The organism is Bacillus testis, from assembly GCF_001243895.1.
Lineage (GTDB): Bacteria > Bacillota > Bacilli > Bacillales > DSM-1321 > Bacillus_AD > Bacillus_AD testis.
On the sequence record NZ_LN851186.1, the window covers coordinates 2,177,555 to 2,198,864 of the forward strand.

General features: G+C 41.5%; 18 protein-coding genes. 4 read left to right on the plus strand and 14 right to left on the minus strand.

Annotated elements, in window-relative coordinates:
• Positions 1 to 17: 17 nt before the first annotated feature.
• The 9 genes from BN1765_RS11060 to BN1765_RS11100 form a co-directional block, all read right to left on the minus strand.
• On the minus strand, positions 18 to 1,667 hold the full coding sequence (locus BN1765_RS11060) for an FAD-dependent oxidoreductase (RefSeq protein WP_050615186.1): 1,650 nt from the start codon (positions 1,665 to 1,667) through the stop codon (positions 18 to 20).
• A 146-nt stretch (positions 1,668 to 1,813) separates the two neighbouring features.
• Positions 1,814 to 2,377, minus strand: a complete 564-nt coding sequence (ahpC, locus tag BN1765_RS11065; protein WP_050615187.1) for an alkyl hydroperoxide reductase subunit C — start codon at positions 2,375 to 2,377, stop codon at positions 1,814 to 1,816.
• Between the two features lie 403 nt (positions 2,378 to 2,780).
• A complete protein-coding gene (locus BN1765_RS11070) occupies positions 2,781 to 3,578 on the minus strand; it encodes a TPM domain-containing protein (protein ID WP_082195453.1) in 798 nt (265 codons plus the stop codon).
• A 10-nt stretch (positions 3,579 to 3,588) separates the two neighbouring features.
• Complete coding sequence (locus BN1765_RS11075; RefSeq protein WP_050615188.1) at positions 3,589 to 4,164, minus strand: LemA family protein; 576 nt, start codon at positions 4,162 to 4,164, stop codon at positions 3,589 to 3,591.
• 269 nt (positions 4,165 to 4,433) lie between these two features.
• On the minus strand, positions 4,434 to 5,042 hold the full coding sequence (locus BN1765_RS11080) for a class I SAM-dependent methyltransferase (protein ID WP_050615189.1): 609 nt from the start codon (positions 5,040 to 5,042) through the stop codon (positions 4,434 to 4,436).
• Between the two features lie 78 nt (positions 5,043 to 5,120).
• Positions 5,121 to 6,398, minus strand: coding sequence for an MFS transporter (locus tag BN1765_RS11085; RefSeq protein WP_075050802.1), 1,278 nt, complete (start codon positions 6,396 to 6,398; stop codon positions 5,121 to 5,123).
• A 42-nt stretch (positions 6,399 to 6,440) separates the two neighbouring features.
• Positions 6,441 to 7,916, minus strand: a complete 1,476-nt coding sequence (locus tag BN1765_RS11090; RefSeq protein ID WP_050615191.1) for an aldehyde dehydrogenase family protein — start codon at positions 7,914 to 7,916, stop codon at positions 6,441 to 6,443.
• A 60-nt stretch (positions 7,917 to 7,976) separates the two neighbouring features.
• Positions 7,977 to 10,133, minus strand: a complete 2,157-nt coding sequence (locus BN1765_RS11095) for an acetate--CoA ligase family protein (protein WP_050615192.1) — start codon at positions 10,131 to 10,133, stop codon at positions 7,977 to 7,979.
• Positions 10,134 to 10,418: 285 nt separating this feature from the next.
• Complete coding sequence (locus tag BN1765_RS11100; RefSeq protein WP_050615193.1) at positions 10,419 to 12,452, minus strand: helix-turn-helix domain-containing protein; 2,034 nt, start codon at positions 12,450 to 12,452, stop codon at positions 10,419 to 10,421.
• Between the two features lie 229 nt (positions 12,453 to 12,681).
• Between BN1765_RS11100 and BN1765_RS11105 the strand changes: the two genes are divergently transcribed.
• The gene (locus BN1765_RS11105) at positions 12,682 to 13,635 is read left to right on the plus strand and encodes an exonuclease domain-containing protein (protein ID WP_050615194.1); all 954 of its coding nucleotides are present in this window, start codon (positions 12,682 to 12,684) and stop codon (positions 13,633 to 13,635) included.
• A gap of 297 nt (positions 13,636 to 13,932) precedes the next feature.
• Positions 13,933 to 14,748, plus strand: a complete 816-nt coding sequence (locus BN1765_RS11110) for an STAS domain-containing protein (protein ID WP_050615195.1) — start codon at positions 13,933 to 13,935, stop codon at positions 14,746 to 14,748.
• 54 nt (positions 14,749 to 14,802) lie between these two features.
• Here the strand turns inward: BN1765_RS11110 and BN1765_RS11115 are convergent, their stop codons facing one another.
• The 3 genes from BN1765_RS11115 to BN1765_RS20435 form a co-directional block, all read right to left on the minus strand.
• Positions 14,803 to 16,773 (minus strand): lipoteichoic acid synthase, encoded by a 1,971-nt coding sequence (locus BN1765_RS11115; RefSeq protein ID WP_050615196.1) that lies wholly within the window; start codon positions 16,771 to 16,773, stop codon positions 14,803 to 14,805.
• A gap of 548 nt (positions 16,774 to 17,321) precedes the next feature.
• Positions 17,322 to 17,627 (minus strand): HAD-IA family hydrolase, encoded by a 306-nt coding sequence (locus BN1765_RS20430; protein WP_230199518.1) that lies wholly within the window; start codon positions 17,625 to 17,627, stop codon positions 17,322 to 17,324.
• Positions 17,608 to 17,979, minus strand: a complete 372-nt coding sequence (locus BN1765_RS20435; RefSeq protein ID WP_230199519.1) for an HAD family hydrolase — start codon at positions 17,977 to 17,979, stop codon at positions 17,608 to 17,610. Before BN1765_RS20435 ends, BN1765_RS20430 begins: the two co-directional genes overlap by 20 nt.
• A gap of 262 nt (positions 17,980 to 18,241) precedes the next feature.
• Here BN1765_RS20435 and BN1765_RS11125 point away from each other — a divergent pair, with 262 nt between their 5' ends.
• On the plus strand, positions 18,242 to 19,558 hold the full coding sequence (locus BN1765_RS11125; RefSeq protein WP_050615197.1) for an MFS transporter: 1,317 nt from the start codon (positions 18,242 to 18,244) through the stop codon (positions 19,556 to 19,558).
• 56 nt (positions 19,559 to 19,614) lie between these two features.
• On the opposite strand, the gene BN1765_RS11130 is transcribed toward BN1765_RS11125, so the two are convergent.
• Positions 19,615 to 19,896, minus strand: a complete 282-nt coding sequence (locus BN1765_RS11130; protein ID WP_050615198.1) for a hypothetical protein — start codon at positions 19,894 to 19,896, stop codon at positions 19,615 to 19,617.
• Positions 19,897 to 20,169: 273 nt separating this feature from the next.
• On the opposite strand from BN1765_RS11130, the gene BN1765_RS20260 reads away from it, so the two are divergent.
• Positions 20,170 to 20,313 (plus strand): hypothetical protein, encoded by a 144-nt coding sequence (locus BN1765_RS20260; RefSeq protein ID WP_187119440.1) that lies wholly within the window; start codon positions 20,170 to 20,172, stop codon positions 20,311 to 20,313.
• Between the two features lie 455 nt (positions 20,314 to 20,768).
• Here the strand turns inward: BN1765_RS20260 and BN1765_RS11135 are convergent, their stop codons facing one another.
• Positions 20,769 to 21,098 (minus strand): hypothetical protein, encoded by a 330-nt coding sequence (locus BN1765_RS11135; RefSeq protein WP_050615199.1) that lies wholly within the window; start codon positions 21,096 to 21,098, stop codon positions 20,769 to 20,771.
• Positions 21,099 to 21,310: the final 212 nt, after the last annotated feature.

Here is a 21,310-nt window from a genome sequence, read left to right on the forward strand (position 1 = left end):
CCGGCACCTTTTGTCTCTTATTTCAATAGAGAAGCAATTTCATCAATCTTTTTGGCACCGAATACAACCTCTTTGTCATTGATGATCATAGCCGGTACACTCATTACTTTATATTTTGTTTTGATGTCAGGGAATTGGCTGATATCCACCATTTCAGCTTCCACATTCGGATTTTCGATCGCAATCCGTTGCGCCCCCACCACTACATCAGGACAATAATGGCATGCAAGAGACACCATTACCTTAATATTCGCTTTTTTAGAGATCTGTTTAATTTCGCTTAGAATAGCAGCATCCAATGCTTGGCCTGGACCAGCCAAGTTATAGATGGCAAGGATGAAGGAATTAAGCTCATGTCCGCCCGGTACCCCGTGATATTTTACGCCGCTATAATTACCGCTAGCGTCCAACATTGCGACAATCGGGTATTTATCGGCATTCACTTTTGCTTCCATTTCTTTGTTTTCGCCTTTTTTATAGATCTGCAGATGCAGTTTATCACCGAGTTCTACAACATCCTGAAGGAAATTGCGCAGTTCGATCGATTTTGGCAGCTTTTCATCCACGATCGTCACCAGCGTGACATCGTTCTCCATTTTATTGAAGATTCCTTTCAACTGACCGGCAATCGCCTCAGAAATCAAAGAGGATTTACCGGATGATTTCTGGGTTGTTTCTTCCTGTTTTGCAGGTTTCTCTTCTTGAGGCTCATCTTTAATGCCTAAGCGTTCTTTTTCCTCAGCCACATATTTTCCGGCGTCAGAAGCAGCGATTGCTCCATCCGCTACCGCTGTTACGATTTGGCGCAATGATTTCGGACGCAAGTCTCCAGCTGCATAAACGCCTTTTACATTTGTCTGCATATCATCATTGGTAAGGATATATCCAGCTGGGTCCATATCAACATGCCCTTTAAATAATTCTGTGCGCGGTTGATAACCGATGAATACAAATACACCGAATGTTCCGTCTTCTTTTTTAGCTTCGTATTCCCATTCCTCTTTTGTCTCGTTATTGATGAAACGAGCTTTTTGGATCATCCCGTCTCCGTATACGCCCAGCAGCTCTGTGTGGAACTTCACTTCGATTTTCTCATTGGCGAAAACCTTATCAGCAATCGATGGAGCACATGTGAATTCAGGCTCACGGGCAATGATGGTCACTTTTGTCGCATAGCGTGTTAAATACATCGCTTCTTCTGCAGCTGCAAATCCTGCTCCGATTACAAACACTTCTAATCCTTGGAAGAATTCACCGTCACATGTTGAGCAATACGCGACACCTCTTCCTGTAAACTCTTGCTCTCCTGGGAATCCAAGTTTACGAGGAGCGGCTCCTGTTGCAATAATAACCGAGCGGGCATACAAATCGCCATTGACGGTTTTGATCTGCTTCACTTCTTTAGAAAAGTCTACATCTGTTACTTCCGTTTTGATGAATTCGACGCCAAAATCTTCATTTTGCTTTCTCATTTCCTCAATCAAAGCGGGACCGGATGTTTTACGGATTCCTGGATAGTTGGCGATTTCAGACGTAGTTGCTGCCTGTCCACCGGCATTGCCTCGTTCAACAATCGCTGTTTTTAATTTTGCGCGGCCGGCATAGACACCTGCAGATAGTCCTGCTGGCCCAGCACCGATAATGATTAAATCATAAACATTTTTCATATTCTCTCTCCATATTGTATTATGAATGTAGTTAAAATTAAGTAAAAAATGGATGAGGCACTTAAATAGATAAGTGCCTCATTTTTTGTTGTTGGTTCTCTCCAATTCACCAATTGCGATTTATGAGGGAGTTTAGTGTAAGGGATTTAGATTTTTCCTACAAGGTCCAAGCTTGGTTCAAGCGTTTCTTCACCTGGTGTCCATTTAGCCGGGCATACTTTATCTCCATGCTCAGCAACGAATTGGGCAGCTTGTACTTTACGCACTAATTCTTCCGCATTGCGGCCGATGCCAAGATCATTCACTTCATAAGATTTAATTTGGCCTTCTGGGTTCACGATGAATGTACCGCGAAGCGCTAAGCCGTCTTCAGGAATCAATACTTCAAATTGGCGTGAAAGAACGTTTGCAGGGTCAGCAAGCATTGGATATTTGATTTTGCCGATTGTTTCAGTAGCATCCGCCCATCCTTTGTGAGTGAAGTGAGTATCTGTAGATACAGAGTAGATTTCGCAGCCCATTTCTTTGAACTTTTCGTAGTTATCTTGCAAATCAGCTAGCTCTGTTGGGCAAACGAATGAGAAATCAGCTGGATAAAAGAAGAATACAGCCCATTTTCCTTTTACATCATCCAATGTAACTTCTTTGAATTCTCCATCATGATAAGCTTGTACTTTAAAGTCTTCGATTTGTTTGTTGATTAATGACATCGTGCATGTCCTCCTAGCTTTTAATTTATATTTATCCTTTCTTTATAATAATTATCATTAAATAATAAGTCAATAGTTATTTTAAAATAATTATTGTGAAGAATATTTTTTTGCCTTTATTTATTATTCCCCGTTCATTTAATGTTTTATTGCTATTAATCCTCTGTCACTTACTGGTTATCAATAATTTTATTTATTTTTAAAATATTAAAAAGAAGAATTTATTCTCATATATATATTATTTAAATGAGAAAAATAAGCGTGATATCCAATATATTGGGAAGTAATATCAGCAACTGCTTCTTTTAGACATGTATATGGTGTACTGTCTCCAGCGAGCTGCACAAACCGATTCACAGAAATAAAAAAAGAAGCATGCGATCAATCAGCATGCTTCCACAAATCAACGGCTGGCTCCCCCTCCTCCTGAAGAACCTCCGCCTCCTTTATCATTTCTGCCTCCGCCATTTCCTCCCCGTCCGACCAATTGGATAAGAATTTGGAAAAGCAAGATTAACAGATTGCCTTTTTCTTCAGACGACATATTTTTTGTCGCTTTCCTCCATATGAAAATGATCAGAATCAGGAGAACTGCCCCACCGGCACCTACTTTGAACAGATCTGCTCCTGTCATCTCATCTTGGCTGTTTGATGACCCACCTTCGCCTTTATACTCTTCCATAATGATGGTGGACAGTTGTTCATTGACACTTAATACCGCTTCATCATAATGGCCCCGGTTGAGTGCAGGCGTAATATATTCGTCGATCAGCCGGCCGGCTTTGGCATCCGGGATGGCGCCTTCCAATCCGTATCCCACCTCGATGCGCTTTTTCCATTCCGATGTCTCTTCATCTTTTACCAGTAGGATGAGGACTCCATTATTTCGTTCAGCGCTTCCTAAACCATATTGGCGAAAAGCAGCAAGTGCTACTTCCTCCAATGAATAACCCTGTAAATCATTTTTGTTAAGCAATAGATAGCCAATCTGAGCGGATGTCCGGTCATACAGGGCCTCTCCTTGCCTGATCAATTCATTCGTAGCTGCAGCTGAAAGATAAGAATGCGGGTCTTGCACATATATAGAACCTGTTGGAGCAGGCACGGCATCTTCAGCTGCAGCTGAAGCCTGGATAGGACCTGACATGAGAAAAAAGAAAATGGAGAAAACATAGATGATCCGTCTAATGGCAAACCCCATCGCCAATCACCTACTCCGTTGTTCCGAAATCGACTTTTACCGGCTGGTTACTGCCTTCACTTGCTTTAAAGTATTCTTTTTCCTCAAAGCCGCCCAGTCTTGCGAACAAAACACCAGGGAATTTTTTTACCTTAGTATTATAAGAAGCGACAAGGTCGTTATAATCTTTTCTGGCGACAGCCAGTCGGTTTTCTGTCCCGCTCAATTCATCCATCAGTGATTGGAAATTCTGATTGGATTTTAGTTCCGGATACTTTTCAACGACTACCAACAGCCGATTTAGGGCACCAGATAATTGGTCATTGGCGGCTGCCTGCTCTTCCGGGCCTGAAGCTCCCCCTAATTTTGCCCTTGCGTTTGCAATGTCTGTAAATATTTCTTTTTCCTGTGAAGCATATCCCTTAACAGTAGCCACTAAATTTGGGATTAAGTCCGACCGGCGCTGTAGTTGGTTTTCCACCTGGGCCCAGCTGGCATTCACTTCTTCTTCCTTCGTAACAAAACTATTGTAGGAACTGAAGAAAATAATGACCAGAACGGCCAAGACAGCAATTGGAATCAGCCACTTTATGATTCTAGAATTCATACTTTATCACTCCATTTCATAATCATACTTTCATTTTACTATATAGAAAAAATTTTTAATATACTCTCCCCTCTCCCTTTTTCTTTGCACATCTATATGTATCTTAAGAAAAGTATACCCACATTTTAAAATTTCGAACATGCAATCGTATATTCAGCATGTCGCTCAGGATTACTCTATATGTATTTCCATGTAGATTTCCCTATAACCAAAAGGTCGTTTTAATAGTAAAACGCGGCAATCCATCCGGTTGGCCGCGTTTTGCTTATTCAATACATCAATTTATATACCAGAAAGCGTTCGTAATCATTGTGCTCATATAGCCCTTGAATTGGAATCTCCTCTTTTAAAACAAATAGGCTATGATTTTCCATGAAATACACGTAGTCATCAGACCCATAATAAAGAATGAGGGTAATATCCCGGTAATGTTGCTCCACCGATTGCAGAATCCTATCCACAACCCTCATGAAGATCTGGACTGAAAAAGGATTAAAGAAATAAAAAACCGTATCCTCAAGCCTTATCTCATAGTCTTCCGCCAGACAGTGGACAAACTGGATTGCTTGTTTTTTCCCGTTATGGGCGTGGAAATAATGTTCTTTGTTTAATTCTGCACACTTATAAAAGCCATCATCCATTTCAACCCCTACTGCTTTAATATGGTAGAAATGGTGGGCAAAAAAAGATAATCTCCCTTTCCCGCAACCGAAATCGACAATCGTATCGTTCTTGTTCAAATCAAGAGAATCAAACAATTGCTTTAAGCCCTTATAAGGAGTCGGTTCATAGCGGTGATAATGGAAAGATTCATGGAACCCTTGCTGATTGCCTTCGGTCATGATAGCCAATAACGCATCATATTGCTCTTCTTTCATTACGTACACTCCGTTTCTTCGCTGTTAACTGTATCATATTTGCGGTATACTTTCATGAAAAGAAGAAATCCTATTTTGTTAAAGAATCTTTTGAACGGTCCCATCAATAGGGAGTTTGTTGCTTTTATTTCGGAAAAAAGCTGCTAAAGCAATGCAAAACATACTGAGCAAAAATAAACCCAAAAAGAAAATCCAGGCAACCAGATAACTCTCTGTCGCATCATAGATGATACCTGAAACAATAATTCCCAATGACCCGGAAACCACAAAGAATACCTGGACAACACCAAAAATAGTGCCAAAATCTCTTTTGCCGAATAAGTCATCGGTTATGAATGGAGGACCTATAGTGGCTATGACAATACTGAAACCATAAGCCACCGCAAAAACAAAAGCAAAGAATGCAGTACCAGCCATCATAAGTGAAAGCATGGCAATCGACATGGCAATGGCCACAAACAAGATTCCTCCCATCGTTCTGTAGCGGTCAAAAATACTGCCCAGAACAAGCTTGCCCACCGTATTAGTAAGTGAAAGCAATCCGAAAATGGTTCCCGCAAATAAAGCTGGATGCCCGATATCCTCAAGATAAGCAGGAATATGCATTTGGACACCGCCTGAGACAAGTGAAAAGCAAACGACGCCGAATACAAACAGCCAAAAGAATCCTGAACGTTTAGCTTCATTCCAAGTAAGGCCACCTTGAACATCTTTTGGCGATTGGCTTTCCGAGATGTTTTTTTCAGACCCAAGAGCAACCATTCCCTTGTCGGCTGGTGATTTCTTCACAAAAACCAAAACAAGAGGCAAGGCAATAACGATTATCAAAGCTCCAGAAATCAAATAAGCTGTTCTCCAACCAGCATTCGATATAAGACTGGACAGGATGGGGCTGAGCACTGCCGCCCCTATACCTGAACCGCCAAAAGCAAGTCCCATTGCCAAACCTTTTTTCTCATAAAACCAATTGGTCAATAAAATAGAAATCGGTATACTTGAAAATCCGGATACACATACGCCGATGAAGAATGCTATAAAACCGAAATACCATGCGGATTGCGCAAATGAATAAGACATGAATCCAAGCCCCGCTAAAATGATGCAAAGAGACATAATCATTTTCATATTGCCTTTCATTAGCCATTTCCCCATAATCGGCGATCCGCACGCCATGCCGAGGCCTCCTATTGATAATATGATACTAAAAGTAGTTCTGCTTAAATTCAATTCTTCCGTTACGGGCACAAAAAACAGACTGTGCAATGAATTTACGATTGAAAAACCGGAAAACATGATAAAAAACCCGCTTAATACCATATACCAACCATAGAAAATACCTTTATTGACCATTGGCATAGTGAACTTCTATCCCTTCTTCCATCCTAATTTTCAATGACCTTAACCTATCTCAATATAGCACGTCTTCTCCCTGGTGAATTCAAGGAATGAATCTGTTCCGAAGCCGCTTTCCTTCTGTCCGCCAAATGGCAACTCTGGACCGACACGTCTGTACGTATTCACCCAGACATTTCCTGATTCTAAAGACGCCACCATCCGATGGGCGCGTTCCAAATCCTTGGTCCAGATACCTGCCCCAAGACCATACGCCGTCTCGTTGGCAATCGCAAGCACTTCTTCTTCATGATCGAATGGCATAACAATGGCTACTGGGCCAAATATCTCTTCTTGGCATACGCGGCGAGAGTTGCTGTCTACCTCGATTAAAGTCGGCTCGACCCAATATCCACCGCTCATTCGGCTGTCTTCGTTGACTAGCCGTTCCCCTCCGGTGCGTCCGCCATAGATAATGGTCCCTTCTTCTTTACCCCCGAGTTCGATATAACTCTTCACTCTTTCAAATTGCTGGGCATTGGCGACAGGCCCCATTGATGTCTCCATATTCATCGTGTCGCCCAGCTTAATATGTTGATCCAGCTGTTGTTTCATTAAGGCGACCATTTCTTCATATACTGGCCGCTGAATAAGAATTCTTGATCCTCCGACACAAATCTGCCCTGCATTGCCGGTGAAAATGCCATTCAACGTCACGCCGTAGGCCGCTTTTTGTAAATCAGCATCCGCAAAGACAATATTCGGTGACTTCCCTCCAAGCTCCAATGTCATAGGCTTTGGGGAATCGGCTGTCGCCCGGGCGATTGCTTTCGCCGTTCTGCCTGAACCAGTCAAGCTCACCTTGCTGACATCAAGATGGCTCACTAACGCTTTGCCGAGCGCTTCTCCTTCCCCGCAAACAACATTGAGCACACCCGGCGGCAGGATGTCGTTGATCAACTCTCCTAGCCGCAGAGAAGAAACCGCTGCCAATTCAGATGGCTTGATGATGACCGTATTGCCTCCCGCCAATGCAGCGGCGGCTTTAATCGAAAAGGTGAACAACGGAGCGTTCCATGGTATGATGCCCACCACAACACCAAGCGGTTCCCGTAATGTATAGCCAATTGTCGATTTGCCCAGATGCACTGTTTCTCCACGGCCGGCCGCCATACAGGCGGCAGCCCCCTCATGCCAGATGCTTTCAAGGCTTGGTATAAGCCCGTAAGTTGTTTCGCGAAAAACCCAGCCATTATCTTTCGTCTCTAATTCAGCAAGTTCCTGGCCATATTCAGTGATGGCATCGGCTATTCTCCTTAGGTATGCGCTTCTTTCCATGGCGGGGATGGCCGCCCATGCTGGAAATGCTTCTTTGGAAGATTTAATAGCTTCCAATGCATCCTGTTCAGAACCAGCCGGCACTATGGCCCATACCTTTCCTGTAGCCGGATCATAGCTCTCCAGCTTTTTCCCGGTTGAGGAACCAATCTTTTTCCCGCCGATGATATTTTCATAGACTGTGATCTTATTTTCCGTCTTCATTTCTATTCCCCTTTCAGAAAATCGTGAGGGATGAATACCCCCACCATTCACCATTTCCCTTTATTGATTGCGCTTTAAGACGATTGCCGCATCGGCTGCTTTTGCTCCTTTTTCGTAGACGATCAAAGGATTCAAATCTAATTCAGCAATCGACTCTTTATGGTCCATAACCAATCTTGAAATATTAAGCAGCGCATCGACAACGGCTTCCTTGTCGACAGCCCCCTTTCCACGCACACCATCGAGGATTGCTTTTCCTTTCACCTCATCAATCATGTTGTACGCGTCCTTTCTGGTCAAAGGAGCTATGCGGAAAGCCACATCTTTAAAAACTTCTACGTATATGCCGCCTAAGCCGAACATAATGACCGGACCGAAAACAGGATCATTTGTGCTTCCGATAATCACTTCCACTCCTTGGGGCAGCATTTCTTGGATAAGGGCCCCTTGGAGATCTGCATCCGGATTGGCTTTCTTGGCGTTTTCATGAACGGAGGCAAAAGCTTTGCGCACCTCTTCGGGCGATTGAAGATTCAGAGCGAGCGCATTGGCATCTGATTTATGCAGAATATCTGGAGAATTAATCTTTAGGACAACCGGGTAACCAATCTCTTCTGCTGCTCTAATCGCTTCTTCTTCGGTTTGGGCAACCGCTCTTCTTGTAACAGGGATACGATAAGACTCAAGCAGGTTGGTAGCGGCAGATTCGCTTATCGACCCTTTTCCCTCCATCTCTAGCCTTCCTTCACCTGCCGTATAAATTGTTGCTGCTTCCTCGGGGCCTTCTTTCTCCTTAAGATGCTTTCTGTATTGTTCGCTGTAATCAACCAAACGGGCCAACGATTTGATTGGATTTAAGTTTCCCGGTATGACCGGAATTCCATTTTTCTCGAGAATAGCGGTGGCCTTAGGGACTGACATGCCTTCTAACGGGAATGTCGTGACAGCTACAAATTTATCACTCTTGCTGCACATCTCGATCAGTTCCTGTACATAAGATGTTTCCTCTGACCATTGCAAAGGAAATTCAGTGAATATGATGTTATGGACTTCATCATCTGCCAAAAGCGCTTTGATAGGGGCAGTGAATAGTTCTGGATTGGATACGGAAGCAGCCGCAGTCAAATCAATCGGGTTGGAAGCGCTTGCATAATAAGGGATGGCTTTTTTTATTTCCTTAACTGTCTCTTCTTTCAGCTCGATAATGTTCAAACCATTTGCTTCACACCGATCTGCTTCGTTTATGCCCCGGCCACCGGAGCTGGTGATCAAGACGGTATTTCTTCCTTTCGGTAATTTTCCGGATAGGAACAGTTTGGAAAAAGAAAGTATATCCTCGTAATCATCCACTCTGATAATGCCTGTCTGCTTCAAAAATGCATCGTATATTCGGTCAGAGCCCGCCAAAGAACCGGTATGGGAAGAGGCGGCCCGGCTGCCAGCAGAACTGCGGCCTGTTTTCATAAGGACGATCGGTTTATTCTTTGAAAGAGCTTCCTTTGCGACTGTTCTTAATTTATCTGGATTCTTGGCTCCTTCTAGATAGCCGCTGATTACCTTTGTCTGGTCATCATGCACCATGTATTCCACCACATCGGAAAACTCTGTCTCCATTTCATTTCCGACAGAGACAAAATAATTAAACGTTAAACCATGTTGGGCTGCCGCCATATAGGTCAAAACGCCGAATGCACCGCTTTGCGAAATATATCCGACCGATTTTTGATCATTCATCGGGACAGATTGAATGGCAGGCGAAAAAGTGCCAAAAAAACCATTCATCGTATTGACGATCCCTACACAATTCGGGCCGATCATCCGGATGCCGTATTTTTTTGCCACCTCTGCAATCTCTATCTGCTGTTTTTTTCCTTCTTCCCCTATCTCAGAAAAACCGGAAGCGAATACGACCGCAGCCTTAACCCCTTTTTCGCCGCATTCACGTAGGCTTCCCAAAACCTGGTCTGCTCCAACACACAAAATGGCCGTATCCACATCACCGGGAACTTCTTGCAGCGAAGGATAACATATATGGCCCTGTAATTCATTTGCTTTGGCGTTTATCGGATAAATATTTCCGGCAAACCCTCCGTCTATCAACATCTTCAGCTGAATCGAGCCAATCTTATGGGGGTTGGCAGAGGCACCGATCACGGCGACCGAACGAGGTTGGAATAGTGGTTCCAATGTCATGTAGGATTGTGTTTTAGTTTGCATAATTGCATTCCTCTCTTTCTATTAAAAGGGTAACTAACAAACGTTTCGATTATTGTATTACAGAGGAATTACTTTCTTTTTTCCTTTTGTTTTCTTAAATTCTTTAATTATTAGATTGGCGAACCATAAAAAATCTTTGCGAATCCTTTCTCCGCCTAAAGACGAAAATGGCTATAAAAAAATTGTGTTCATCATAGCCCCGACTTTCTCGCGTTATAACCCCAACTAAGGCGAGAGATCATCTTTTGCCCAAAAAAACAGGAAACGGTTTCCCGCTTCCTGTTTTTACAGCAATTGATGGTCTCCATGCATTTCCAGCCATTTATGAATCTTATGCTGAATCTGTACAGAAGGACGCTTAATGCCTCTTTCAATATTGCTCAAATAAGAGGTGGAGATATCCAACTCTAGTGATACATCTTTTAATGTCAGGCCGTTCATTCTCCTAACTATTCTGATATTTTCTGCTAATTCACTATTTGGATCAGGCATAATAGACGAAGGGTTATTATGTGCTAGAGTGCCTTTTTTATTCCTGCTCTGAATAGAACTGTATCGATTCAATATGGCAGCAGGCGGTGAAATAATGATTGTGCTGTTTAGCCATTTACGCCTCCACCCCTTAAAAGAAGCAGCGGTTTCATCCCATTTATCATACTGCCAAGAAGAGATAATGCCGTCCTCACATAGAAGATCCAACGCTTTCTCCATCCTTTCTTTTGTTCGGGAAGGGAGCCGGTCATTTACCTTTTCACCGATGGCATCCAATAAAGTGGCGATTTTATGCGGCTGCATAAATTGGCCCTTCCTCGCTTGTGTACGCCATCTCCAACTTAGGTACCTCGATAGTCTTTTTTCATATTTATAATGATGGATATGATATTGCAGCGATTTTGTGGGCAGCAAGGCCACCTGCCGGCCAGAGCCGAAGAGAAATTTACCGAACACCTTATCAATTCCGAAAGAGATCTTTTGCTGTAATGGATAGTCTTCCAGATTGATTCGCTTCCCTTTTTCATCTGTAAACAAAAAGGTCCTGCCATCGATATTTTCGACAGTGGGCGCTCCTTTGTCATACATGACCATCTTCCGCAGATCCAGCCACAGACTTTGAATTCGCGTAAGCGATTTCAAAACCTGTTCCCGTTGTTTCTGCTCATAACCGCCTCTCCTGCCTTCGCCGCCCAGTTTTGGCTTTAGGCCTCTCATCAGCAGTAAATCATCAATATAAATCTCTACCCTATCATCCATATGCTTGGCACTCTCCAAAAATAGACTGCATAGTGCATCAAACAAGTCAACATCCAAATCTGATATATCACGCGCATAAGAGAGAGCCTTGTCTCTCGCCTCATCACTGTTCTTATTTTGCAACACCGGTATAATCCGGATCGAACCTTCAATCAATGCCCTTTTTATGTCGACTGATGGCCAAAGCGATTGGGCGCTTACGGAAAAATTCTTTTTATACAATGCTTCCCGTGCGTATTGATAGGGTGCATTGCTCATCACTTGTATAAAAGAGACGTCCGCTTCTTGTCTGCCGGGCATTTTTATTGGCTGTTTTGTATAATCCCTTTGCCCACGTTCAGACAAGCCGAGCAAACTTGCCAACTCCTGCCGCTGCATATGCTTAACATCAATCATCCTGACTATTCGCCGAACCCAACCCTTAGCATACTCATTTGCTATGGATGCAAAGCGGCGTGTAAAGGTTTGATCCTCAGCAATGCTTTTGGTCAAATACTCATAAAAGAGCTCGTTAAGCTCAGCATCCTCTAGCTGGCTCATTTTCTGTAAACCGAGATGGCGTTCCATTTTCTCGAACACCCATTCCATTAGCGGCATTCGGGACCACTTACAAAAATCTTCCCATGTAGAATCTTCCATCAGGAATGTTTTTTGCTTTAATAATTGCTGTATGGCCGATATGCCTTTTTCTACATCCATTTGGCCGGACTTTCCTAATCTTGGTTCCCCAATGTTTTGCATCAAATAGCGGAAAATGACACGGGATATGCTTAGAATGGCTTGTTCTCTTGCTGCTATTCGCAAACCGGCAAACACATCCTTGCTTTGTTTGTACGTATCATCCCATAGAACAAAAGAAACGGAATGTTTTTCATATGTAAATATGCCTTCAGAGAAAGTTGCCTCCGTTGAAGCTTCTGTCCGCGAACTTCCTTTATTCAATACGCAAAAGATAATAAATTCATTGACTTTATTGGCCAATTCCGCATACTTTGCTTGTATGCAAAAAGGTTCAGGGGCCGGTATATGGGCCATTGCGTTCAAACCATCATCAATTCTCTCTAGCAAATTGGGTCCCTCCTTTTCCTCATCAGAAGGTATCCATAGAAAGGATGCCTTATAATGTCCGTCAGATTCCCATGCATACTATATTACATACAAATTAGGTTTTTCCTGCCGGCAAAGGGATATTTCTACTTTTTCCATATCTCACGAAAAGGGAGGTAAAACATTCTACTAACGTAAGAACACGTGCTAAAATAGGGGTATATTGATCGAATATGAAGGTGATGTATAGATGGATTTTATTGCAATCGATTTTGAAACCGCCAATTCAAATAATCATTCTGCCTGTTCATTGGGCATGGTGTTCGTTGATCAGAATAAAATAGTAGATGAAAAATATTACCTTATTAAGCCGCCAGCCCTCTATTTCCATCCCAAAAATATAGCTATTCATGGGATTACGCCCGAAGAGGTAGAAAATGAAAAAACATTTGCAGAACTTTGGCCACAAATAAAAAGCTATTTTACAGGGACGACCATTATTGCCCATAATGCTTATTTTGATATGAGTGTCCTAAAAGCTTGCTTAGAAGAATACAGCATAGAACAGCCAGATTTCCCTTACTTGGATAGTATGCAGATCAGCAGCCGCGCTTTAAACGGCTTTAAAGTCGGACAATCTCTCAAAGCCAGAAGTGACTTTTTCGGCATTCAGCTGACCGATCATCACAATGCCCTTTCAGATGCACGAGCCTGTGCTGAAATCGTCATTAAAAGCGTGGGTTTAAAAAAACGTAATTCCCTTGCATCTTTTTGTGCAACCTATAAAACGCTGCCTGTCAAACAGTTCTCCCAATTAAAAGGGCATGCCAAGTTTCCGGCCAGAAAACAACAGTCCGTTGCTACCCGAAGCTTTGCTCCAAACATTAAGATCAGTGATTTAAAGCCCGCTTCCGGAATAGTGGATGAATCCCATCCTTTGTTCGGCAAAAATATTGTCTTTACAGGAGACTTGGAGAAAATTGACCGCAAAACAGCGATGCAGCGTGCCATTGATTTAGGAGCCCAGGTCAAATCAGGAGTCAGCAAAAAGACTAATTATTTAGTAGTCGGTTTACAGGATATGAAAATTGTCGGGCCCAACGGCATGAGCACCAAAGAGACGAAAGCGATTGATCTTATGCATCAGGGCTATCCGATTGAACTATTGACAGAAAAGGAATTCCTGCAGCTAATCAATCAATGACCGGACATCGGCCGTTCTTTATGCGGCCGGCTTCTTCTCTTTCTTAACGGACTCACTCTTTTATCTCTTTCCAAATATCTCTCATTCGCCTCTCATTCCCCCAATTATGTTTGTTTGGATTCCGTACTAAACCCCCTTTGTTTTTGATTGAATTATAAAAATATTGTTAACACATAGCAACAATTCATAGAAAAAACCCAGAGTAAATATACACCCTTTCTTTGAATTGATACAATTATTCTATCGGGGAATACAGGTGCTCACAAGAATTAGTACCGGAGAGGAGAATGACTAAAAGTGAATGGACTGAATACATTGTCAACATATCTAAAAGAAGAAAAATCTGCAATCACGCAGCAATTGCTTGAGCAGGCTTCAGCAGGCAGCCATATTTCTTCTATGGCCGCTGAGCGGTATCATGACTTTTTGCAGCTTTTAGTGAACCAAACAGCTTCAAGTATCGCTAGCGATACGTTTGTTACTCAAAAAGACTTCTTGAATGACGAATTATATGATCGTTCCTATGTTTGTGATTCCTTTTGGACAGAGCTAATTGATATTCTGTGCAGCTGTCGTTTGGGTTTAATGGATCTGATAAGGTCTAAGGGAATAACTTTGAATATCGATTTGCATAAGCTGTTTAAAGCAGTAGACCATGCCGTCCATGTTTTCGATATAGCAATAAGGGAGGTATCTACGCAATATAACCAAGCCCATTTCAAATCGATTCATAAGTTCGAAGAACAGGTCCTCGAATTGACTGCTCCTCTTGTACCCCTTTCGAAGAAAGTGGCTATTTTACCGCTAATCGGCACATTCGAGGATCAGCGTGCTGCCATTATTAACGCAAAAGTGGCCCAAAAAGCGTCAGAAATGGGCCTGGAATTGTTAATAATCGACTTTTCCGGAATTGAAAGCTTTGATAGCTATGTTGCACAGCATATTTTTAAGATCCGTGATGTTCTGCAATTAATCGGCGTAACGTCTATTTTGACAGGTATCCGTCCCAGCATCGCCCAAACCGCCGTTCAATTAGGCATTTCGATTGATCAGGTGGATATTTTTAATACAGTGGAACATGCGTTGGAAGCGATCCGGTTAAATGAAGCATAAGATTCCAATAACAGAGGCATCAAAAAAAGCCCCGCAAAAGCGAGGCTTTTTTGATTAATCTTCTTCAGACTTTGATTCATTTTTATCTACTTCACCGTCTTCGGTTTTACCGTCGCCAGTTTCATAGAAGTATTTATTGCGGTCGATTTTAGTCCAGCCTTTCGGTTTATAGAAGCGGAGCAAATCGCCATACAAAACTTCATCTGACAAACTTAACTCTTTACGAACCTTTGCTTTCGCTTCTTTTGCTTCAGCTGGAGGTTCTTCTATTTTTAAGCCTGTTGCATTATCATAGTAGACTCCATCCACGTTCGTATAGGCAGGTGAAATGAAATCGCCATTTCGGAAAGCCACTGTTGAATCGTGGTCTTTTGAAAAGAGATCGGTTCCGAACTGGATATAATCTTTACTATCAATACCTACCAAATGTAATAAAGTCGGCAGGACATCAATTTCGCCACCATACGTATGGTTCACGCCGCCAGCCACTCCAGGCGCGTGAATCATTAATGGTACGCGCTGCAATTGAGCATTCTCAAACGGCGTAATTTCCTTGCCCATTATTTTCGCCATGGCTTTATTGTGATTTTGGGAAATACCATAATGGTCCCCATAAATAAGAATAATTGATTTATCATACAATCCGGAGCTCTTCAGGTCAGTAAAGAACTGCTGCAATGACTCATCCAGATAATGAGCAGTCTGGAAGTAGCGATCTACAACGCCATCACCCGTAGAAGCCGGTTGAAAGTCCGTATCCTCTTCACTCACTTCAAACGGGAAGTGGTTGGTCAGTGTAATTAAGTGAGCATAAAACGGCTGCGGCAACTCTAGCAATTGAGAAATGGACTCTTTGAAGAAAGGTTTATCCTTCAATCCATAGTTTACAACCTGGTCGCTCGTCATATCATAATAGCTTGCATCATAGAACTTATCGATCCCCATGCTCTTATAGATTTCATCACGGTTCCAGAATGTTTTATAATCACCGTGCATAACCGCGCTGGTGTAGTTCCCTTTTTGATGAAGGATGCCCGCAGCAGATTGATACGTATTGCGCCCTTTTAAAGAAAACGCTGATCCCTGAGGAAGGCCATACAATGAATTATCCATAATCAATTCCGCATCAGCCGTTTTACCCTGGCCAGTTTGATGGAAGAAATTATCGAAATAGGCGACTTCTTTAGAGCTAATCAAGCTGTTAAGGAAAGGCGTTACTTCCTGGCCATTCAGCTTATAGTTTATCAAGAATGATTGGAAAGATTCCAAATGGATTTTGATAATGTTCTTGCCTTGGGCCTTGCCGAAAGTCACCTGATTCGGCGCTGCATAATGTTCTTCCGTATACTTCTTAATTTTATCCACATCGGGTGCACTTGCCAAAGCGCGCTGTCCGGATGTCTTAATCGACTGGATGCCATCATAGACAGTATAGTTATATAATCCAAGATACTTAACTAAATAGGTTCGATCGAAAGTCCGGGAGAGCAATTCCGGACGATCCGCTTCTGCCAAACCAAGGTTCAGAAGAAAAATAGCAACCCCTGCAACCAAAACCAGGGCGGAACGTTTGCGGGTAGCCGTTCTTTTCGGCCACGCTTTGCGGCTCCATAGGAACATTCCCACTAAAAAAGCAAAGTCCACCCAATAAAGGACATCATGCCATTCCATAAGTCCGGTGATGCTCCCGCCCATATTGCCTAAATTTCCTGCCTGGAAGATGGTCGGCCAAGTAAAGAAATCATTGAAAAAGCGGTAATACAGGACATTCGCATACAAAAGGAAAGTTAACAGGAAATAACCTGTCAATAGATATCCACCGGCACGTCTTGACTTGCTGAACAGAAACAGCAACCCAAAGATAATGATAGCCGAACTGATCGGATTAATGACCAATAAGAACGACTGCAATACATTTTTAATTCCTAAATTGAATTCTATTTGATATGAAACATATGTTTTGACTGTAAACAGCACAACTGCAAGCCAAAAAAAGGTCATTCTTTTTGAAAAAAAGCGTGACATGCAAAATACCTCCATCATCTATGCATATGTTTAACTAATTGCTCTATGCATATTTAATTTCATTTTGTTTACACCATGTTGTACTTTATACAAATATGTAAAACTTTATTAATACGTGGTTATTTTACTCTCGTCATGGACAGAATGCAAATTTTATTGCTAATTATCCTAAAATAAATATTTTTTAGTTAATTACTTTCTACCCACCTCCAGCATGAAAATAACCATTTTTTATAAAAAATATAAGTCTTTAAGACCGAATAGTTTCCATTAAGTTGTACAATAGCAGCCTATTATCCTGTAAAGATTACATTCTTGCCAACCCCACCTCCCGCCTTGCCCTGCTCTTTACTAGTTTCTCTTCGGGGCAAATAAACCCCTTCCACCCATGGGCCTATTTTTCATTCGCGCATTTGCATGCATTCAAATGAATTGGGCATTAACCGCCTTATAAAGCGGTATATATTATAGGAATAAATTATTTTGCTGGGAATGTTTTAGTGATATAAAAAAAGACAGCGCCCAAAAGGCTCTGTCAAGAAGACGGTCTATTTATTTTCCAATCGTTTGACCACCTCAGCAAGCGGCATAGCGGCCATTGAGTCCAACTTCAAGAAATGTCCATCAAAAGGAAGTGCTCTAGTGACAGGATTAGGGACAATCACACACGCAATGCCGGCAGCTCTTGCAGCTATAAGGCCATTGAGAGAATCTTCAAATATAATCGCTTCATCTGGCGATACACCTAGGATTTCCAATGACTTATTATAAAGATCCGGCGCAGGCTTAACATGTTCGACATCATCCCTGGACACAATGAAGTCAAAATAATCCTTAATACCTAATTTTTTCAAAAAAACCATCTATCCAGGCAAACGTGGAACTCGAAGCTATAGCTGTCGAATATCCTGCCTCTTTTGCTTCTTGTAAATAAGACTCCACTCCTTCCCTAACCACGGGGTTTTCCATTTTATTCGAATGCAATGCCATAGCCCGTTTTTTAATTAACTCAATTTCTGTATCACGGCCTGTTTTTTCACGAATAATGGTGGAAAGAATATCATCATTCGTTCCGATGCAACGGACAAACTCTTCAAGGAGCAATTCTATATTACATTCTTTAAAGGCCTCTTTATACGCTTCATACCAAACGGATTCTGTATCAATAATTAATCCATCAAAATCAAAAATAATCGCTTTAATCATCAACCAAACTCCTATCCCAATGAAAAAACGACAGCTTCTTTTCATTTTTTCTTTCATTATAATGCATGCATATTAAATGAGGAAAGATGGCACAAAAACGATTACTGCGTTACCGCAGGAAAAGCACAATAATGAACGGCCGCTTTTTGTTGATGCTAATCAAAGCTCATCGCTTTAATGATCTAAGAAAATACGTTTATCTATAAACCGCCTAAGGGAATTAGAAAACTATGGATTACATCAAGAAGGAGTTGTCAACATCATGAAAAATAAAGAAAAAATCATGCGTCCGCGCCAAAATACGCGCTGGGCAATTTCTTCATTGCTCAGCACTATGATTATCCTCAATTATTTTGACCGCGTAGCTGTGGCAGTGGCTGCGCCTGAGCTGCAACAAAGCTTTGCGCTGTCGGCATTTGAAATCGGCCTCGTTTTTACCGTCTATAATTATTCATATACACTTATGCAGCTTCCAATCGGATGGCTGCTTGACAAGAAAGGTGTCGGCTGGGTAACCCGGATTGGCTTGGTCCTTTGGAGTATCTTGACGATTTCATTCGCATTCATCCAAGGAAAATTGCTCTTATATATCATTCGGTTCCTGACGGGCATAACAAGTGCATCAGCTTTTCCGGCTGCATCCAAGGCAACAGCCAGCTGGTTTCCTTTACATGAAAGAGGCCTGGCCAATGCCTTTTTTGATTCATCTGCAAAATTGTCCAATGTCATAGGAGCGCCTTTGGTCGCAATAATCATAACCGTTTTTGATTGGAGAACAGCCATTCTTTCAATAGGGATTATCAATGTTATTTTTACGATCATTTTTTTCTCCTATTACAATGAACCGAACAAGCATAAAAGAATCTCGAATGAAGAATTGAACTATATTATGAAAAACGGAGCGACATCATCAAGTAAATCGCCCTATCGGTTTGGTTTTATTATGAAAAAACTATTCAGTAACCGCAAAGTTTGGGGAGTCGCCATCGGTTTCACAGGATACGGCTATACATTTAACTTATTGTTACAGTGGCTTCCGACATTCTTTAAGGAAAAATTTGAAATGGATCTTCTCACTTCCTCAATAATGACGGCCATTCCCTGGCTAATCGCTGCCATGGTCGGTGTTATCGTGGGCGGATGGCTGGTTGATTCATTGATACAAAGAGGTTATGAAGCAAATAAAGTATATCGCGGAGTCATCATAGTCGGCATGACCCTTGGGCTTGCTTTTCTGGGCAGCATTTTTACATCAAATCCGATTTTTTCAATGGTTTTTATCACAATTGGCCTCGCCGGCATATCGGCCACAGCGCCAGTTGGCTGGACAATCGCTGCAAAAATCGCTCCACCAGGCACAACAGCCAATATGAGTGCAATTGTCAATCTGTCCAACAACCTTTTCGGCGGCATCATCGCTGCATTGATTACCGGCTACTTGGTCGATTTGACAGGATCATTCAATCTTTCGTTTATCATAGCCGGTGTTGTACTCATAATCGGTCTATTCTTTTATACAGTGGTATTAGGGGATATCGAGCCAATTTCAATTACTCAAGACAAAAAAACAACGGACTAAAAAGGATGCTTCCTTGTCCGTTGTTTTTTTTGCCACTTATCGCCTTCCATCCGACTTTAAACGCTTTTTTTAAGCCAAGTAATGATCCGGAAGATCTGAAATGGTTCAAACCAAGTAATTAAAAACAAGACAATAAAACAAGAAATGCAAGAAATAAATTTCAAGTTTCCTTCTTCTTGTTTAGCAAACGCTATGAAACTTAATATAACCCCAAAAACAAAGGAAACAAAACCCAAAAGAACAATCGGTTCAGAATAACCCTCCATTGCCGCATTTAATCCGAATAATAACAATCCTAAAACCACCAAGCCTATTGACAAGATACTGAATCGTTTCAAAAATTCCACCTCCAAATTTAAATTACCATTTTTTAGGTGTTGTTATCTGTTTTTTTCATTCATCTATTTTTCAGCTATCTTCAGAATTAAAATGTTGTGCGAACGAATAGCCAATTATGGGTACTATTACATAATAAATCGCGGATTTTTTATGTAAATAATTCGAAATTTTATAAAATATGGATATAATAATAGGTAAAAATATTCATTTGTGTGCTTTTCTATGCTATCATATAGTATATTTCTCCTCTAATCGACAAAAGGGGTGTTTTTATGAATATAGAAGAAATTTTTTTGTTTACTGTCGAACTAAGTAGGTTAATAGATGATTTAAATAAATGTACAGATTTAATGATAAAGATTGAAATCAATAAAGACATTGCCCTTCTTTCACAGGCTTTGGAAGAACTCTCTTAAAAGGATAAGATTCCTTCGAACAAATGTGTTCACCTCTCCTAGCTTTTTTAGCAATATTTATACTGGCTTCCCTTACATGGCATGCAAAATGAAACAAGCAGAGAACATGGTGTCTCTGCTTGTTTCATACGAAATGGCGGCTTCTATATACGTTTGATGCTTTTTCTCCCATTCTAACTGGGGTTATAGGCGCTTATTTGCTAAGCATAAAAATGATGCTGCAAGCCAAAGGAACTTGCACTAGGAAAAATAATAAAATATAGAGTTGACTCTCTAATGTACGCTTAAAAATAGCCACATGAACCTCTCCCTTCCTCCTTTCTATGTATATGTACTAGATTCGCTAATAGAATAGACCGCCAAAATCGGCGCAAAATAAAAACTCCCCAGTCCGTTTACTGGAGAGCATCATCATCCTATTATTGCCGGTTTGATCATATCCTTTTAATAATGCCTCAGGAAGGAAACAACCCTTTCTTTTCATTTTCCATGATTTTTAGATCGGTAACCGAGACTTCTTCTATGATATGGTATTGGCTTGGATACAATTGGACGATATTGCCGACATCGTCCTTGATTAGGGCTTGGGTGACATTATGTACTTTATAAATTTTATAAACCCGGTCAAATGTTATGTCTCTGAAGCGATTGGTTGCCGTATTCAGTTCTCTGATCGTTTTTTCCGCAGCCGGCTTCACCACTTTAATCAAAAAGCCTTTGCGGGGCCTTATTTGCAAATGTTTATATATCTTCATTTCACCGGCTTCATTCCTTAACATATACATGACTCTTCTTCCTCCTTAATGCATACCTCTATTATATCTATTGAGGGGACATTTTACAGTCTGCTATAGATGATCTCAAAGCGGCTTCAGGAAGGGAATAGACCTATGTATCTTTCAAAGCGACTGTTTTCCTATATATAGAAAAAATCTTTATTAACGCTTGCTATTCCACAGAAAAAAGCCAGCATAATAACAACTGGCTTTTAGTCTTA

What these genes read in the sequence shown, in the direction of transcription:
- BN1765_RS11135 (WP_050615199.1), bottom strand. Translation starts at nt 21,098, where the DNA reads ATGTATATGTTAAGGAATGAAGCCGGTGAAATGAAGATATATAAACAT.
- ahpC (WP_050615187.1), bottom strand. Translation starts at nt 2,377, where the DNA reads ATGTCATTAATCAACAAACAAATCGAAGACTTTAAAGTACAAGCTTAT.
- BN1765_RS11115 (WP_050615196.1), bottom strand. Translation starts at nt 16,773, where the DNA reads ATGTCACGCTTTTTTTCAAAAAGAATGACCTTTTTTTGGCTTGCAGTT.
- BN1765_RS11095 (WP_050615192.1), bottom strand. Translation starts at nt 10,133, where the DNA reads ATGCAAACTAAAACACAATCCTACATGACATTGGAACCACTATTCCAA.
- BN1765_RS11060 (WP_050615186.1), bottom strand. Translation starts at nt 1,667, where the DNA reads ATGAAAAATGTTTATGATTTAATCATTATCGGTGCTGGGCCAGCAGGA.
- BN1765_RS11085 (WP_075050802.1), bottom strand. Translation starts at nt 6,398, where the DNA reads ATGCCAATGGTCAATAAAGGTATTTTCTATGGTTGGTATATGGTATTA.
- BN1765_RS11070 (WP_082195453.1), bottom strand. Translation starts at nt 3,578, where the DNA reads ATGGGGTTTGCCATTAGACGGATCATCTATGTTTTCTCCATTTTCTTT.
- BN1765_RS11075 (WP_050615188.1), bottom strand. Translation starts at nt 4,164, where the DNA reads ATGAATTCTAGAATCATAAAGTGGCTGATTCCAATTGCTGTCTTGGCC.
- BN1765_RS11080 (WP_050615189.1), bottom strand. Translation starts at nt 5,042, where the DNA reads ATGAAAGAAGAGCAATATGATGCGTTATTGGCTATCATGACCGAAGGC.
- BN1765_RS11125 (WP_050615197.1), top strand. Translation starts at nt 18,242, where the DNA reads ATGAAAAATAAAGAAAAAATCATGCGTCCGCGCCAAAATACGCGCTGG.
- BN1765_RS11090 (WP_050615191.1), bottom strand. Translation starts at nt 7,916, where the DNA reads ATGAAGACGGAAAATAAGATCACAGTCTATGAAAATATCATCGGCGGG.
- BN1765_RS20260 (WP_187119440.1), top strand. Translation starts at nt 20,170, where the DNA reads ATGAATATAGAAGAAATTTTTTTGTTTACTGTCGAACTAAGTAGGTTA.
- BN1765_RS20435 (WP_230199519.1), bottom strand. Translation starts at nt 17,979, where the DNA reads ATGATTAAAGCGATTATTTTTGATTTTGATGGATTAATTATTGATACA.
- BN1765_RS11105 (WP_050615194.1), top strand. Translation starts at nt 12,682, where the DNA reads ATGGATTTTATTGCAATCGATTTTGAAACCGCCAATTCAAATAATCAT.